Source organism: Nostoc spongiaeforme FACHB-130 (genome assembly GCF_014698475.1).
Taxonomy (GTDB): domain Bacteria; phylum Cyanobacteriota; class Cyanobacteriia; order Cyanobacteriales; family Nostocaceae; genus Nostoc_B; species Nostoc_B spongiaeforme.
In genome coordinates this window covers 58,069-75,018 of record NZ_JACJTB010000016.1, presented here as the reverse complement: position 1 = coordinate 75,018, position 16,950 = coordinate 58,069, and the positions used below count along the sequence as shown (strand labels likewise).

General features: G+C 39.6%; 11 protein-coding genes and 1 pseudogene. 5 read left to right on the top strand and 7 right to left on the bottom strand.

All coding sequences use genetic code 11. The features are described from left to right. Nucleotides 1-51 precede the first annotated feature (51 nt). From H6G74_RS14235 to H6G74_RS14225, 3 genes are all read left to right on the top strand, one after another. The gene (locus tag H6G74_RS14235; RefSeq protein ID WP_190968282.1) at nucleotides 52-3,348 is read left to right on the top strand and encodes a GAF domain-containing protein; all 3,297 of its coding nucleotides are present in this window, start codon (nucleotides 52-54) and stop codon (nucleotides 3,346-3,348) included. Between the two features lie 45 nt (nucleotides 3,349-3,393). After that, nucleotides 3,394-3,783, top strand: a complete 390-nt coding sequence (locus tag H6G74_RS14230) for a four helix bundle protein (protein ID WP_190968281.1) — start codon at nucleotides 3,394-3,396, stop codon at nucleotides 3,781-3,783. A gap of 160 nt (nucleotides 3,784-3,943) precedes the next feature. Further along, on the top strand, nucleotides 3,944-7,453 hold the full coding sequence (locus H6G74_RS14225) for a hybrid sensor histidine kinase/response regulator (protein ID WP_190968280.1): 3,510 nt from the start codon (nucleotides 3,944-3,946) through the stop codon (nucleotides 7,451-7,453). Between the two features lie 43 nt (nucleotides 7,454-7,496). Here the strand turns inward: H6G74_RS14225 and H6G74_RS14220 are convergent, their stop codons facing one another. The 5 genes and pseudogenes from H6G74_RS14220 to H6G74_RS14200 all read right to left on the bottom strand — a co-directional run bounded on the left by H6G74_RS14220 (nucleotide 7,497) and on the right by H6G74_RS14200 (nucleotide 11,757). Beyond that, nucleotides 7,497-8,060: a Uma2 family endonuclease gene (locus tag H6G74_RS14220; protein WP_190968279.1), complete on the bottom strand. Its 564-nt coding sequence runs from the start codon at nucleotides 8,058-8,060 to the stop codon at nucleotides 7,497-7,499. Nucleotides 8,061-8,097: 37 nt separating this feature from the next. Further along, entirely contained in the window at nucleotides 8,098-8,988 is an 891-nt protein-coding gene (locus H6G74_RS14215) for an ABC transporter permease (RefSeq protein ID WP_390849887.1), read from the bottom strand. 60 nt (nucleotides 8,989-9,048) lie between these two features. Beyond that, the gene (locus H6G74_RS14210) at nucleotides 9,049-10,131 is read right to left on the bottom strand and encodes a polyamine ABC transporter substrate-binding protein (protein ID WP_190968278.1); all 1,083 of its coding nucleotides are present in this window, start codon (nucleotides 10,129-10,131) and stop codon (nucleotides 9,049-9,051) included. 10 nt (nucleotides 10,132-10,141) lie between these two features. After that, nucleotides 10,142-10,522, bottom strand: a pseudogene (locus H6G74_RS31740) (four helix bundle protein). Nucleotides 10,523-10,629: 107 nt separating this feature from the next. Then, nucleotides 10,630-11,757, bottom strand: a complete 1,128-nt coding sequence (locus H6G74_RS14200) for an ABC transporter ATP-binding protein (RefSeq protein WP_190968277.1) — start codon at nucleotides 11,755-11,757, stop codon at nucleotides 10,630-10,632. A 240-nt stretch (nucleotides 11,758-11,997) separates the two neighbouring features. On the opposite strand from H6G74_RS14200, the gene mrdA reads away from it, so the two are divergent. Together mrdA and H6G74_RS14190 are read left to right on the top strand one after the other, a co-directional pair. Then, a complete protein-coding gene (gene mrdA, locus H6G74_RS14195) occupies nucleotides 11,998-13,839 on the top strand; it encodes a penicillin-binding protein 2 (protein ID WP_190968276.1) in 1,842 nt (613 codons plus the stop codon). Nucleotides 13,840-13,937: 98 nt separating this feature from the next. Continuing rightward, nucleotides 13,938-14,477: an adenylate kinase gene (locus H6G74_RS14190; RefSeq protein ID WP_190968275.1), complete on the top strand. Its 540-nt coding sequence runs from the start codon at nucleotides 13,938-13,940 to the stop codon at nucleotides 14,475-14,477. 185 nt (nucleotides 14,478-14,662) lie between these two features. Here the strand turns inward: H6G74_RS14190 and H6G74_RS14185 are convergent, their stop codons facing one another. Beyond that, nucleotides 14,663-14,902 (bottom strand): DUF6737 family protein, encoded by a 240-nt coding sequence (locus tag H6G74_RS14185; protein WP_190968274.1) that lies wholly within the window; start codon nucleotides 14,900-14,902, stop codon nucleotides 14,663-14,665. A gap of 216 nt (nucleotides 14,903-15,118) precedes the next feature. Next, the gene (locus H6G74_RS14180) at nucleotides 15,119-16,915 is read right to left on the bottom strand and encodes a DUF1565 domain-containing protein (RefSeq protein ID WP_190968273.1); all 1,797 of its coding nucleotides are present in this window, start codon (nucleotides 16,913-16,915) and stop codon (nucleotides 15,119-15,121) included. Nucleotides 16,916-16,950 lie beyond the last annotated feature (35 nt).

Genomic DNA, 16,950 nt, shown 5'->3' with positions numbered 1-16,950 from the left:
TTTGTTGCAAATGGAATTTGTTATTTAATCATCAAAATGAGGGATTTTGAAATGACAATTGCGTATCACAATAGTCAAGATAATGAAGAAGTGTTTCCTGAAGTTGAAGCAAGAGAAAATCAAGCTGTTAATAATCTGACTACCAATAATTATCATATTGCTCAAGATTTTAAACTCTGGAGGCAGCAATTACAAGCTATCAGTAATGTGATGCGTCAAGCTAGAGATGTAGATACATTGTTAAAACTTAGTGCGGCTCAAGTTAGAGAGAAAATTAATTGCGATCGCGCTTTAATTTATCAATTTACATCTATAGATTCTGGTACTGTTTTGGCTGAATCTAGAACCCTCGGTTGGACACCAACATTAGGTGAAAATTTGCCAGGGATGTTATTTGGTTTGTATAACAATCAAGATTATTTAGAACCTGTAGCAATTGAAGATGTCGAGCAAATTCAATCATCTACACCTTATCAAAAACAATTACTGGAAAAGTTTCAAATTAAAGCGAGTTTAAGTTTACCTATTTTAGTAGATGGTAAAGTTTGGGGATTACTAGCAGTTAATACTTGCACCAATACTAGACAATGGCAAGAAACAGAAATTACGTTTCTGTTGCAAGTTACCACAGAATTAGCTTACAAATTCCAGAGTTTTGAATTTCAAAGAGAATTAGACCTGCGAACCCAAGCGAAAAAATCTGTTGCCAAGGTAATTGAGAAGATTATTCGAGTCTCTGATATTGACAAGATTTTTCAAGCAACAACTCAAGAAATCAGACAATTATTACGTTGCGATCGCGTGGCGGTGTATCGCTTTCATGATAATTGGAGTGGTGAATTTGTTGCCGAATCAGTTGGGCATGGTTGGGTGAAACTTGTCGGCCCAGGTATTAATACAGTTTGGGAAGATACCCATCTACAAGAAACCCAAGGTGGACGTTACCGGCATCACGAAAGCTTTGTTGTAAATGACATTTATAAAGCAGGTCATTTTCAGTGCCATCTCGAAATTTTAGAGCAGTTTGAAGTCAAAGCTTATGTGATTGTTCCTGTATTTGCTGGGGAAAAATTGTGGGGTTTGTTAGCAGCTTATCAAAATTCTGGCATTCGTGATTGGCACGAGTGGGAAGTCAGCTTTTTAGAACAAATTGGTTTACAGTTTGGTGTAGCCATCGCCCATGCAGAGTATCTCGCACAAATGCAAGTGCAATCTCAACAATTAGTGCAGATTGCAGAACAAGAAAAAATCTTAACTAAAATTGTCAACCGCATCCGCCAGTCTTCAGATGTGGAAAGTGTTTTTAGAACAACTACCCAAGAAGTGCGACTTTCATTAAAATGCGATCGCGTGGCTGTTTATCAGTTTAGTCCTGACTGGGGTGGTGAGTTTATTGCTGAGTCAGTCGGTAGCAATTGGGTAAAATTGGTAGGGCCAAATATCAAAACCGTCTTGGATGATACTTATCTGCAAGAAACTCAAGGCGGACGATATGCTAGAGGAGAACATTTTGTAGTTAATGATATTTACAAAATTGGGTTAGCTCCTTGCCACATTGAAATTTTAGAACAATTTGAAGCCAAAGCTTATATTATTGTTCCTATCTTTTTTGGTGAACAATTATGGGGTTTATTGGCAGCTTATCAAAACTCTGGTAGTCGGGAATGGCAACCTTGGGAAGTTAACTTTTTAAATCAGATAGCCTTGCAATTTAGTATTGCAAAATCGCAAATAGATTATCTCGCAGAAGTGCGAGTGAAAACTGAAAAGTTAACTCAGATTGCGGAACAAGAAAAAGCCTTTACTAAGATAGTAAACCGCATTAGACAATGTGTAGATTTAGATGAAATCTTCAAAGTTACAACTCAAGAAGTCCGGCAATTATTACGATGCGATCGCATGGCTGTGTATCGCTTCTCTCCTGATTGGAGTGGTGAGTTTATTGCTGAGTCAGTTGGTCATAATTGGGTTAAACTTGTCGGCATAGATATCAAAACTGTTTGGGAAGATACCCACCTCCAAGAAACCCAAGGCGGACGATATGCTAAAGGCGAAAGCTTTGTGGTTCATGACATTTATCAAGTTGGACATTCCCCTTGCCACATTGAAATTTTAGAGCAATTTGAAGCCAAAGCTTATGTAATTGTACCGATATTTTTTGGGGAAACACTGTGGGGTTTGTTGGCAGCTTATCAAAATTCAAGCACCCGTAATTGGGAAGAATCGCAAGTTAGCTTGTTAGCCCGGATTGGTGATCAATTAGGATTAGCACTGCAACAAACAGAATCTCTGCAACAACTACAAGCACAGTCAGCACAACTAGCAGAAGCCGCAGCCAGGGAAAAAGCCGCCAAAGAATTACTCCAACAACGTTCCATTCAACTTTTAATGGCGCTGCGTCCGGCTTTAAATGGTGATTTAACAGTCCGCGCCCCCATCACAGAAGATGAACTCGGCACCATCGCCGATGCTTACAATAATACTCTGCAAGCATTACGACAAATCGTCATCCAAGTACAAGCCGCAGCCCAGCAAGTAGCACAGACTTCGGCTACTAGTAATGCTTCGCTAGAGGGATTGAATAATTTAGCCCAACAACAGTCTGAAGATATTGCCTCGGCATTGGGTGATATTCAACAAATGCTAGACTCTACCCAAGCTGTGGTGGCTAATGCCGAATTAGTGCAAGTAGCAGTCCAAAAAGCCAACCAAACAGTAGAGTCTGGTGATATTGCCATGAACTTGACTGTCAAAGCCATTGAAGGCATTCGAGAAACAGTTGCCCAAACCAGTAAGAAAATTAAGCGCCTCAGCGAGTCTTCGCAAAAAATCTCGAAAGTAGTCAATTTGATTAGCAATTTTGCCACCCAAACCAACGTTCTAGCCCTGAATGCCGCCATTGAAGCAACCCGCGCGGGTGAGTATGGTAAAGGCTTCGCAGTTGTAGCTGATGAAGTGCGTTCTTTATCTCGTCAATCAGCAGCAGCCACAATCGAAATTGAAAAATTAGTGCAAGAAATTCAAGCTGAAACTGGCGAAGTTGCACTAGCAATGGAAACAGGTATTCAGCAAGTTGTTGAAGGCACAAATTTAGTTAGCGAAACCCGGCAAAACTTAAATGCCATTGTTTTAGCAACCGCAGAAATTAGTCAATTAATTCAACAAATTACCGCAGCTACTCAAACTCAAATGGGTCAATCTGAAACTGTGACTAATTCAATGCAAGATGTGGCAGAAATCGCTAATAAGACCTTTGGTGAGTCTCAAGAAATTGCTGCTATTCTCCACAATTTATCAGGAATGGCACAAGAACTATTAACAACTGCTAGTCAATTCAAAGTTAATTAATTGAAAGGGAGTGGTGAGTGGTGAGTGGGGAGTAGGGTAAATGATATGGCAAGTGGTGAAATTCGTTCTTATCAAGATTTAAAAGTTTGGCAAGAGGGTATGAATTTAGCTGAAGCTTGTTATGAATTCACAAAAGGATTGCCAAAAGAGGAAATCTATGGAAGGATTTCACAGATTCGTCGATCCTCCGCATCAATTCCGGCTAATATTGCAGAGGGATATGGACGTGAATATCGTACTGAATATATTCACTTTCTCCGTACTGCACAAGGTTCTTTGAAAGAACTTGAAACTCACCTTTTACTATCAGCCAGGGATAAAGTCGGGCTAACAAATTCACAAACAGTTACTCCGATTCTAAAACAATGTGAATCTGTAGGTAAATTGCTTCGCGCACTCATTCGTTCTCTGCAAAATAAAGGTCATAAGGAGTAGGGAGAAAGATAATTTTTTAACTCCCCAAAGCATTTAAGGGCGGGTTGATGAAGAATTTTGTCTAACCACAGACTCATTCACCTAACCCAACTCCCCACTCCCTATTCCCTACTCCCTGCCGACACAACTAGATTCAGAAATAAAACCGGATTCCTATATTATGATTACAGATGCTGAAATTCGTGAACAAGGTTATGTTTATTTCCTAGCAGAAGCCCCAGAGTTATTACAAACAATTGAACAAGAACTTTTAAGTTTAACTGAAGAAGAAGATAAGCGAAAAAATAAAGTTCATACTTTAATGCGGGCGACTCATACCCTCAAGGGTGGTGCTGCTACTGTGGGACTAGAGGCAATTCAAACTATTGCCCATTCTCTAGAAGATGTATTTAAAGCTTTATATAATCCAGATATAATTATTGATAATGATTTACATACGCTTTTGCTGAAAGCTTATGAATGTTTGCGTCTTGCTTTAACTACAACATTAACCAGTAGTGCTGCTAATGTGCAAGAAGTGATTGAACGAGCCACTAATATTTTTGCCCAATTGCAAGCTAGACTTGGCGATAATTTTGGCACAGATAATTATATACCCACTTCGCAAGAATTAGGCTTTGATGTTGTCAAATCAATTTTTGAAGTTGGAGTTCAACAACGCATTGAAAATATTACTGAGATTATTAATAATCCTCCAGAAGAATCGGAGTTTAGAGATTTTGTCAACTCTCAAGCAGAAGTATTTCTGGGCTTGGCTGAATCTTTAGATTTACGAGGATTAGAAGAACTCGCGCAAAAAATCATGGCGGCGCTGCAAACTAATCCTTCACAAGTGATGGAAATTGCTGAACTGATGCTGCAAGATTTACAAACAATCCAAACAGCAGTATTTGCAGGCGATCGCACTTGCACTAATCTACTTTCTCCAGCTTGGCAAAACCTAACACCAGTCATTGAGTTAGAACAGTTATTGCCAGAGGTTCCAGATAATTCAACAACTGACAATTTACAACAAACTGCGGCAGAATTTTACCAATTTTTAACTACATCAAGCAACTATAAGCATGAACAAATTCAGCCAAACACAGCTAAGTTTTACCTCAAGTTAGTGCAATGTATTTTAAGTTGGTTTCAGCAGCAGCAACAAATACCACCAGCCGAATTAAATTTATCTCTATTAATTCCTAAATTAGATATAGAACAGCAAATAAATTATATTGAAATTTGGTTAAAAGAATTTTTAGCTTTCGTGCAGGACTCAGAAGATAGTTATAGTCTTTGCCTTTATCGGCATGGTATGATTTTAATTGTGCTGCTGGCAATTGCTCAGTTTGAGTATGGTAATGATAAAGGTGATGATTATGTTTTATTAACTCGGTATTTACAAAAACAAATTATCACATTAGCTAAAGAATATAAAAATTATCCCCCTGTCAACAGTCAAGAAAAAAACTGGTTAGAGCATCCCCAGTTCCAAAATATTCCAATTGCGGGTGAAATCGCCAACTCCTTAGAAGCTGAGACTGAGCATCTTTTAGAATCAATCTGGGGAGGAGAAACTTCAAGTGAGCCAGCAGTAATTATTGATGATGCTGTTCCAGAGCCACCAAGTGTAGAGGTTGTTACCGAAGTAGTCAGTAATATTCGTGAGCAGTTAGAAGATAAAAACTCCCAAGTTGTCAAAAGTCAGAAATTTGTCCGTGTTGATGTTGAAAAATTGAGGAACCTTAATTATCTAGCTGGAGAACTGCTCATTTATCACAAGAAGCGCAATCTTTATGATGAACAGATTCAAGAATTAATTGATAAGTTATTACAGCAGATTAATAGACATCAAATAATATTACATCAGTTAAGAGATATACCACTAAATTTACCTACTGTTACACCTCAGTTATCGCAGAATTTTGCCGCAGTGAAATTTGACTCACTGGAAATGGATGTATACACAGAATTTAATTTAGCACTCCACACAGCCATCGAAGAAACTCTGCAATTACAAGAAACCACAGAATCGCTAGATTTAACTGTCACACAAGCAAATCAGACAACTGATAAAAAACAAAATTTAGTTTTCACGATTATTGATAATTTGGTAGAAGCAAGAATGTTACCTTTGGGGGATATTTTGCACCGTTTCCCCCCAATGGTGAAAAAATTAGGCAGTATTTATCATAAAAACGTCGAGTTACAACTCACAGGAACAGAGGTACTAGTAGATAAAGCGATCGCCGAGAAGTTGTATGAGCCACTATTACATTTAGTCCGTAATGCTTTTGATCACGGAATTGAATCTCCACAAGTACGTCAAGAACGTGGTAAACCAGAACAAGGTTTAATTACAATTCGGGCATATCATCAAAGTAGCCAAACTATTATTGAAGTTCAAGATGATGGACAAGGATTGAATTTAGAAAAAATTCATCAAAAAGCAATTGAGATGAAACTAGATATTTCTGGTGACAATGAATCAGAATTATTAAATTCGATGTTTGCACCAGGATTATCGACAGCTGAACAGGTGAGTAATATTTCTGGACGTGGTATAGGTTTGGATATCGTACGTTCTCAAATCGAAGCTCTTCATGGTTCAATTGCGGTGCAAACTTTATCCCAACAAGGGACAAAATTCACACTTAAAATACCTTTTTCTATGACTACTGATAAATTGATGCTGGTACAAGCGGGAGGCGTGGTTTATGCGCTATTGTTAGACAGCGTAGAAAAAATTATCATTCCGGCTCCGCAACAAATTAAAGAATTTGAAGGTAAAAAAGTTTTATATTGGCATACAGAGCAGAATGAAACTTTAATTGGGTTACATCAACTTTCAGAACTAATGTCTTACAGTTGCTCTGTCGTGAAGACTAATAGTTTCAACAATACAGCAACTACTCTTGACACAAAATTAATGAATAATCCTATCTTAATTCTCAAGTGTCATCAAGGTACTTTTGCTTTAGAAGTTGACCAAATAATTGGTGAACAAGAATTAGTAATTAGACCATTAGGAAATGCGATCGCACCACCAAAATATGTTTATGGTTGTAGTACTTCTGCCAATGGTGATCTCATTTTAGTGATTGATGGCGCTCTCTTATTAGACTCTATTAATATACCAGCAACACCTGAACTTGTACCCCTACCAATAATTCCTGCTGCTGAATCTGCTTTATCAATAGCCGAAGACTTATCTATCTCGACTCCTGTAAATTATCCAGCCAAACCATTATCGCCGCAGCTAGAAGCTAATTTTTCAGCACCCAAAGTAGTATTGATTGTCGATGATGCTATTAGTTTGCGCCAAACTCTCTCATTAACTCTGCAAAGAGATGGCTATCAAGTAATTCAAGCACAAAATGGTGTGGAAGCTCTGGAACAGCTACAAAAATACCCAAACATTCAAGTAATTATTTCTGATTTAGAAATGCCACGCATGAATGGATTTGAGTTATTAACAAACGTTCAGCAAATTCCCAATCTTGCTAAAATTCCTGTAGTTATTTTATCTTCTCGTAGTGCAGATAAACATCGTCAACTGGCAAAAGAACTGGGTGCAAGAGCTTACTTAACTAAGCCTTATCTAGAGCAGGAATTTCTATCTACTATTTCATCTTTAATTCCAAAAGCAAGTGTATCGCATAATTTGGTAATGGAGTTAACTGTTTAACTCCTCATCCAACCCTTGCACTCTTCCCTCTTCTCTGTAAAATCTAATTACCCATTTTTAACCAACCAAAAACTTGATTAACAGTTAGTACCAGTTCAATTTCAGGTAACATTGGCAAAATATCATCTCCCTGAAATAACTCTGGTTGCTGTTCTGGTAAAAATACTAAAATACTTAAATCATCAGGATCAATGAACCACCCCAAACGACTACCAAATTTTAAACAATACAGAATATTACCAATTACTTTGTTTGGTTTTTGTTCTGGGGATAAAATCTCAATTGTCCAGTCTGGTGCTAGTTCAAAGTTATCTGGAACTTCGTCATCAACAGTTAACTGTATTCTGCTCCATATAAATACTGCCACATCTGGTACGATTGAGCGATCGCCAAAGCTACACCGTAATTCAGGAAATGCGTAAGCAATTTTTTGCTGTTCAGTAATGTCATTAACTGCACTGCATAATTTACCTTGTAAACGGCTATGTCTCCCTTTTGGCATTGATTTTGGAATAATTTCGCCATTAATGTATTCTAAACTGGGCTTAGTTTCTGGTAGCTTGAGAAATTCTGCCAAGGTGAGAGCTTGAGTTGGAGCAATATTCATAGCTCTGTAAATTTATGTTGATGACTCTAAATTTAGTTTAGCGGCTGGGTGTTGGTTCACCATATTTAATCAGAAAGGCGATCGCTACACTCACTGCTAAAATTAATGCCATACTCAATGCTGAACCAAAACCCCAATTTTGGGTTACACCAAGGAACTGATTGTAAACTAGCCGCGCCGCAGTCATACTGGAAGCACCACCCAAAAGTTCAGGATCAACAAAATCTCCTAATCCGGTAATAAAAACTAAAATTGAACCAGCCGTAATTCCTGGGGAAACTTGTGGTACTGTGACTTTCCAAAAAGTCTGTGTTGGGTTCGCACCTAAATCAGCAGCAGCTTCGAGTAAACGCTTGTCTAATTTTTCTAAAGAAGCATATAAAATTAACACCATATAAGGTAACAAGCTGTAACTCATACCGATAAATACAGCCGGAGGACGGTTAAGTAATTCTAAAGTTGGTAAACCTAAATTACTCAAAATACTATTAAATAACCCAGTGGGGCGCAAAATTGTAATCCAAGCATAGGAACGCAGTAAAGAAGAAGTCCACAAAGGTAAGATAAAAGCTAATAATAGTAAATTGCGCCATTGTTTTGGGGCGATTTGCGCTATCCAATAAGCCACAGGAAAGCCGCAGATTAAACAAATTATAGTTGTGCCTAATGCTAACCACAGCGATCGCAAAATAACTTGCAAATACAACGGGTCAAATATCCGCAGATAATTATCTAATCCGCTAGGATTGACTAAATCTCCTGGGCGAATATTGGGAACTAAACTAAGTTGAAAAATGATGATTGCTGGCAGTACTAGTAATAATAATAACCAAATAGCTGCCGGAGCTAGTAAGATTAATGGTTGTAAAAAGTTAAATTTAGGGCGATGTACTTTTTTCAAGTCGATAATATCGCCTGATTCATTGATTTGCGGAGAATTTTTAATAAACACAAGCTGATACCATTTTGGATTAAATAATCTTCCTATTTAGGCACTAGTTAATTGAGTCCAGAAACGTTCATAAACTTCCTCAAAATCCCCCAGAGGAGTAATCCGTTCGCACTTTTCTAAAATGGCGGTTTCGGGGAATAAATTTTTATTAGTTTTGATTTTTTGGGGTAATTGTTCAAACCCTGCACTATTCGGTGTAGCAATATTTAAATGTTGGCTAACACTGGCTGCAACTTCTGGTTGTAAAATAAAGTTAATCCAAGCATAAGCTCCATCAGTATTAGGGGAGCTTTTCGGCACGACAATTGTATCAGTCCATAAAGAAGAACCACTGCGCGGAATGACATATTTAAATTTAGGGTTTTCTTGAATGACGCGAATTGCATCGGCTGAATAACACATTGCTAAGACTAAATCTCCCGCCAGCATTTGATTTTGCCAAGCATCTGTATCGAAAGCAGCGATCGCTGGTTTTAATTGCTTTAATTTGTTATATGCTTGTTGTAGTTCTTCCTCCTCTTTTGAGTTATAAGAATAACCCAACATTCTTAATACTGCACCCATTACCTCACGCACATCATTGAGTAAGGTCATTCGCTTATTGAGTGTCTCTTGATTTTGCCAAAGATAATCCCAGTCGGCTGGGGCTTTTGGCAGAACTTCAGAATTATAAATTAAACCCGTCGTTCCCCAGTTAAATGGTAAACTGTAGCGGTTATTGGGGTCGTAGCTAGGGTTTTTAAATTGGGGAAATAAATTCTCTAAACCATTGAGGCGAGAGTGATTTAATTCGATTAACAAATTTTTCTCGACCATCTTCTGTACCATATAGTCAGATGGATAAATCACACTGTAAGCACCACCACCTCCGGCTAAAATTTTGGCTAACATCACTTCATTAGAATCATAAGTATCTACAAGTACCTGTAATCCAGTTTGAGTGCTAAAAGCTTGGATTAACTTTTTATCTGCATATTGCGTCCAAGTATAAAGGTACAATTTATCACTTTTACTCGATTGTGTTGCCGCCCGCACATTAGCTAATCTCCAACCACAACCAGTTAAAGATAAACTGGAAAATGCTGCTAATTTTTGTAAGAATTTTCTTCTATTTGTCATTGGTTATTTGTCATTGGTCATTTGGGTTGGAAGTATTGCCTATTGATTTTAAGTATGAGTTTAACTTTGGCGCTAGTTCATTAATAATATTTTTGATACTCTGAGTTTGTTCAAGAGTTAAAAGGTTACGTTTATAAGCATGTCTTAGCCAATGTTACGTTTCATTCAATGAACCTCTTGCTATCCTAACAAAACGTTTATTCTCTTGATAACTACCTCTACCAACTCCCTCCGCTATATTTGCACCAATACTATCTGCTGAACGTACAATTTGTTTACCCACAGTATCTTGAGCTAAAGGTTTCCAACTATGAACAATTTGCCAAATTTCATCGGCTAATTTTTCTGATAATTGATAAACTCGTAAATCTTGAAAGCGTTTAGTTGACATTAGCTCAATATATATATTTGGCTTTGCTAGATTTAGTCAATTATATTTACTAAATTGTCATTTAACAAATAACTAATGACAAATGACAATTGACAAATGACCAATAACTATTGACTAATAGCCAAACAATCACTTTCAGCCCATAAAACATAAATTGGTGTATCTCTGTCTGGTAAATTACCAAAGGTATTGGGTTGGAGAACATTAATATTTATCCCATTGGTTAATTCCACTACATAAGTAACATGAGTTCCTAAATACATAACATTAACTAGTCTGCCTTCAAAGCAGTTAGTTGGTAAATTTGGGGGATAGATTGATAGTTGAATTTTTTCGGGACGCACACTCACCACTACAGATTGAGATAATTCGATGGGTGTATCTTCATAGCGGGTGACGATAATTTTGAGTCCCGTTTTAGTGACAACTTGGATACATTCAGCTTCGACAGCAGCAATTTCTCCGCTAAATAAATTAGTATCACCAATAAAATCAGCTACAAAAGCGGTTTGGGGATGTTCGTAAATTTCGCTGGGTGTCCCAATTTGCTCAATTTTGCCTTGATTCATCACCGCAATGCGATCGCTCAAAGACAATGCTTCTTCTTGGTCGTGAGTCACTAAAATAAAGGTTAAGCCTAACTTTTGATGTAAATTGGATAACTCAACTTGCATCTCTTTCCGCAGCTTTAAATCCAACGCGGCTAAAGGTTCATCTAACAGCACCACAGCTGGATGATTTACTAACGCCCTAGCTAATGCTACCCTTTGCTGTTGACCACCAGAAAGTTGATTGGGAAAGCGCGATCGCAAACTTTCCATTTTCACGAGTTTTAAAGCTTCTGTCACTCGACTTTCAATTTCTGATTTGCGGAGTTTTTTTAATTGCAGTCCAAAGGCGATGTTATCCCAAACATTCAGGTGATTGAACAGCGCGTAACTTTGAAATACTGTATTGACTGGGCGGCGATAAGGCGGAACATTCGTCATCGCTTGACCTTGAATCAACACCTTACCCGCATCCGCAGTTTCAAATCCAGCAATTAAACGTAATGTTGTTGTCTTGCCACAACCAGAGGGGCCTAAAATACTAAAAAACTCCCCTTTGCGGACATCCAAATCGATTCCATGTACGGCTGGTTCTTGCTTGAAGAACTTAAACACATTACGCAGTTCCACATCTAGTGGCTGAAACGACGTAATCCCCCTCTGATTCTGCACAACAGATTGAGCCATAATCCTCAGTAGAATGCTGTGATTTAACCTGATTGTTTCCGTGAATATAGCCTATTAAGCAGACTTAAAAAACACTTTGGTTTATTGTATCCGCCAAAAACCCCAGATCGGGAATATACGTTGGCGATTGTTACAAGCTTAATATCAAGATTGATTTTTGGGCATCCTATAGCAAGTGTTGGGAGTGCGGACTAGAAAGATTATTCAACCTCAAATCTAAAATCTAAAATTATTGGTCTTATGGCGTTATTTTCATCACCCTTATCGAACAGCAAAAAAGATACACGGACTGTTGGACGCGGTATTCAATCAATATTTTTAATTGGGTTCACTTTATTGACGCTGGTTGGAATTGAAGCACGACTGGCATATTTACAAATCGTCGAAGGATCTCAACTGCGAAAACGTGCCGAATCTAACCGCGTTCGCACAATTCTCAAACAACCAGAACGCGGTAATATTTTTGACCGGAATGGCAAGTTGTTAGCCACTACCAGATATCCCCATTCTGTATATTTGTGGCCGCTGGCGAACACTAAACCATCTTGGTCGGTGGTCGCGCCACGATTATCCAAAATTCTGGGTATTTCCCAAGAAGAAATGGAAAAGAAACTGGATGCGGCTGGCGCTAACTCGTCTTCCTTGATTCGGATTGCGCGTGATGTCAGCGAAGCCCAAATTACGGCGTTAAAAGAATACGAAAGTGAACTGAAAGGTGTGGAAATTAATGCAGATGCAGTACGCTACTATCCACATGGTCAAGAACTAGCCCATGTACTGGGTTATACACGAGAACTGACCCCTGAACAGTTAAAAGATAAGCAGAAAGAAGGCTACCGTCTGGGTGATGTGATTGGTCAGATGGGCATAGAAAAAGCTTATGAAACAACCTTACGCGGCGAATGGGGCGGTCAGCAAGTGGAAGTGGATGGTGCAGGTCGCCCAATCCGCATTTTAGGGGAAAAACAAGCGAAAGCTGGCAAGGATTTACATTTAACTATAGATTGGGAACTGCAAAAAGCCGCCGACAAAGCTTTAGGTAAGTATCAAGGTGCAATTGTCGCCATTGATCCCAGAAATGGTGCAGTTTTAGCGATGGTGTCTCATCCTGATTTCGACCCGAATATTTTTTCTAAGCAAAAACTCTCTGAGAAAGATTGGGAAAGTGTGCAAGGAAAAGACCATCCTTTAGTTAATCGGGCTTTAAGTGCTTTTCCACCTGCGAGTACGTTCAAAATTGTCACCACCACGGCGGGGTTAGAATCGGGTAAATTTTCCCCTGGAACAGTGTTGCAAACCTATGGTTCCTTAACTGTTGGTGGCGTGACTTTTGGTGAATGGAATCATGCAGGATTTGGGCTTTTGGGATTTCCCAGGGCGATCGCTATGAGTAGTGATACATTCTTTTATCAAATTGGTAAAGGCGTTGGTGGCCCGACTTTAATTGCATGGGCGCAGAAGTACGGTTTCGGTCAAAAAACGGGAATTGAGTTCCCCAGTGAAGAAACTAAGGGTTTGGTTCCCGATGAAAACTGGAAACAAAAAGCTTGGAAGATACCTTGGACTGTGGGCGACACAATTAATATGTCCATTGGTCAAGGTGCTTTGCAGGTGACACCACTGCAATCAGCAATTATGTTTTCTGTCCCTGCTAATGGTGGATATCGTGTCAAGCCGCATTTTTTGAAAGATAACGAAGAAGCGAAAAGTTGGCGCGAGTCTTTAAATATGAAGCCGTCAACTATTAACGTTCTGCGCGATGGGCTGCGGAAGGTAATTACAGAAGGAACAGGGAAACGCTTAAATCTGCCAACAATCGCTCCCGCTTCTGGTAAGAGTGGTACAGCCGAGGCTGGTGTTGGTCGGCCTAATCATACTTGGTTTGGTGCTTATGCCCCAAGCGATCGCCCAGAAATTACCGTTGTCGCCTTTGGGGAAAATTCTGGGGATCACGGTGGTACAGTCTGCGGCCCAATGGTTTTACAGGTATTGGAAGCATATTTCCAACATAAATATCCAGGTAAATACCAAAAACCAGAATCAGCTAATTCTCAAAATGCTAGTGGTGATAACAGCGACTAATAGTGATTAGTCATTGGTCATTTGTTCTTTGTCCTTTGTAAATACAAATGACCAATAACAGTCTCCACCAGAAAATTAGCACTTAAAGGAGAGTGAAGATGAAAAAAGTAGCAGTATTTGGCAATGCTGGCGGCGGTAAATCAACACTCAGCCAGAAATTATCCAAAATCACTGGTTTACCACTTCATGTCTTGGACAAGATTAAATTTCAACCAGGCGGTGCTGAAGTTCCTCAAGAAGATTATCAGCACACCCATCAGCAAATTTTAGCCACTGACCGATGGATTATTGATGGTTTTGGTAGTATGGAAACCCTCTGGCCACGATTGGATGAGGCGGATACTCTGGTTTATGTTGATTTACCGCTATATGTGCATTTTTTGTGGGTAACTAAAAGATTCATCACAGGTTACTTTCAACCGCCAGAAGGCTGGCCGCAAAATAGTCCAATATTCAAGAGTTCTCTGAGTAGCTACCGCGTACTTTGGTTATGTCATAAATATTTAACCCCAAAATATCGTGAGTACATCAAGCAGGCTCAAAGCACTAAAAATGTCTATCACATTCGCTCGACTCAACAGATTTCGCAGTTTTTGGGACTAATTGAACATGAGACTAAGTTGAAAGATGTACACTAACTTTAGCGAGTGCCTGCTACAGACAAACTCTTAGAGATTTTTTAAAAAGCGATTGGAAATCGCGGCTACACAGACGAAACCCACCTACGTGGGTTTGAAAACCTTGATTTTGTGTTAGTCCACGCAGGTGGACTTTGCTTGTGTAGTAGCGAATTCTATTCGCCCAATACTTTTCAAACATCCTCTTAGGAATTTTCCTTTTGATACGATTCTAAAATTCCACTGCGAATCATTAACTGTGGCCAAATAAACACAAAAAAGCCCATCCAAGTGAGTACAGGAATAGACACAAGAATTGTGAGCCAAATAATTTTAAATAAAAACCAACTACCACTAATCAAGATTACAGATGTCAACACTATAGACCAAGGTTGACACCACCAAGGTTTATAATCCCAAGGATTTAGAGGTTTTTGTTCAGACATAAAACATCATAGATTGTGTGAATGGAACAGAGATGAGAGGCTAGTACCGCTACGCGGAAGTCAAAAGTTAAAAGTCAAAAGTTAAAAAGCTGATATCACAAGCTTTTCACTAACTTGAAATGGTATCTTTACTTCCGCCGCGTTGTAATAGCGATTAGAGTTTTTAGAACTCAATACTTTTCTTACCCTACACCTCTACACCCCTGTGTTTTTTAATTAACCATTCACAATATATTGCGAATCAATCGCCGCTACACGGCCAGCATCAACCAAGGCTTGATAAACCATCACCGCTACCTCCGCCCTTGTGGCATCGCGGGTAGGGTTGAGTTGCTTCAAGTTGGGATGATTGACGATAATTCTTTTATCTATGGCTTTGGCTACCTCATCTTTGGCATAGTCAGGAATTTTGGCTTGGTCATCGAAAATTTTGATAGCGTTGGCAACATTACTAGCTGTACCTAGCCCTAGTCCATTTACGAGAGAAACCAGAACTTGTACACGCTGGATATTTTGGTTAGGGCGGAATGTGTTATCTGGAAAACCAGAAAGAAATTGACCTTGATAGGCTTGCTGAATGACTTTAGCTGCCCAGAAGTTAGCTGCTACATCTTTAAATTGAGTTGCTGCCCGTTTTGAGGATGGTGCAAAAGCTTTGACAATTAATGCTGCATATTGCGCCCTGGTCATTGTGGCATTTGGTCTAAAGGTGCGGTCTGGGAAACCGCTAACTATGTCTTGTCTGACTAATTCTCGAATAAAGGCTGCTGCCCAATGATTAGCAATATCGGTTAAGTCGATAGGTGCAGGTGTAGGCGTTGGTGTTGGTGTGGGTTTTGGTGTTGGTGTTGGTGTGGGTACAGGTACAGGGGTTGGTGTTGGTTCTGGGTCTATTTCCGGTTCTGGGTCTGGGGTGGGTATTGGTACGGGTACAGGTATGGGTTTTGGTGTTGGTGTGGGGGTTGGTACGGGAGTAGGTGTAGGAGTAGGGGTCGGTATGGGCGTTGGTACGGGAGTAGGGGTCGGTACGGGTACTGGTGTGGGTGTTGGTACGGGAGTAGGGGTCGGTACGGGTACTGGTGTGGGTGTTGGTACGGGAGTAGGAGTCGGTACGGGTACTGGTGTGGGTGTTGGTGTGGGAATTGGAGTACTAGCAAACTCGATATTACCGCTAACTTTGCTGGGATCAATTTGATTACCCACAGAAATTAGTCTATTGGAACTAGCATTTTGTAAGTCGAATTTACCGTTATTGCGGAAAATGTTACCGCCAGAACTAGAGGTACTGCCTAAGTCTGGTAGGGCGGTGGAAATTACAGTTAGACCATCGTCGGTATTATTTTCACTAACATTGTTACGTAATACGGGGCGGGCGCTACCAGAAACGACGATGCCAGAACGGTTTTCGGTAAATTTGTTATTTAAAAGTGTGGGTGAGGCTGTATCACTAATCGCTATACCAAAACCTGTTTTAATGCAGGTGTTGTCTTGAATTTGACCTTTGGCATTTTTAGCGATCGCAATTCCATTGGCTGCATTCTCTGTAAATACATTACCCTGAACTACTGGGTTCGCATCACCAGTGGCAAATACTCCCTCTCGCTTATTATTTTTGAAGGTGCAATTGGCAATGGTCGGAGTTGTTGATTCTGACCAAACACCACTACCGCGAGAAGCTGGGTTTGTCACAGTCACTCCCCGCAATTCTGAACCGTCCAACATCACAAAGGTGACGTTTTGACCTGCAAAAGTCCGACTCAGATAGTTACCACTACCTTCAATTAAAATATTGCTGCCTTTGTTGGCTTCGTTACCAATGACTTTCACGCCAAATGGAATCGTTAAGGGAAACACTTCTCCACTAGTAACGCTGTAATTTCCATCCGTGAGTTGAATAATGGTATCAGGTGTGGCAACCTTGAGAGCTTGGGTAATGGTTTTAAATGGCGCTTGCTGGCTACCAGGGTTACTACTATTTCCGGTTAAAGGATTTACGTAAAATTTTTGAGGCATATTTATACCGCTAAAACATAGTCATACTATTAGCT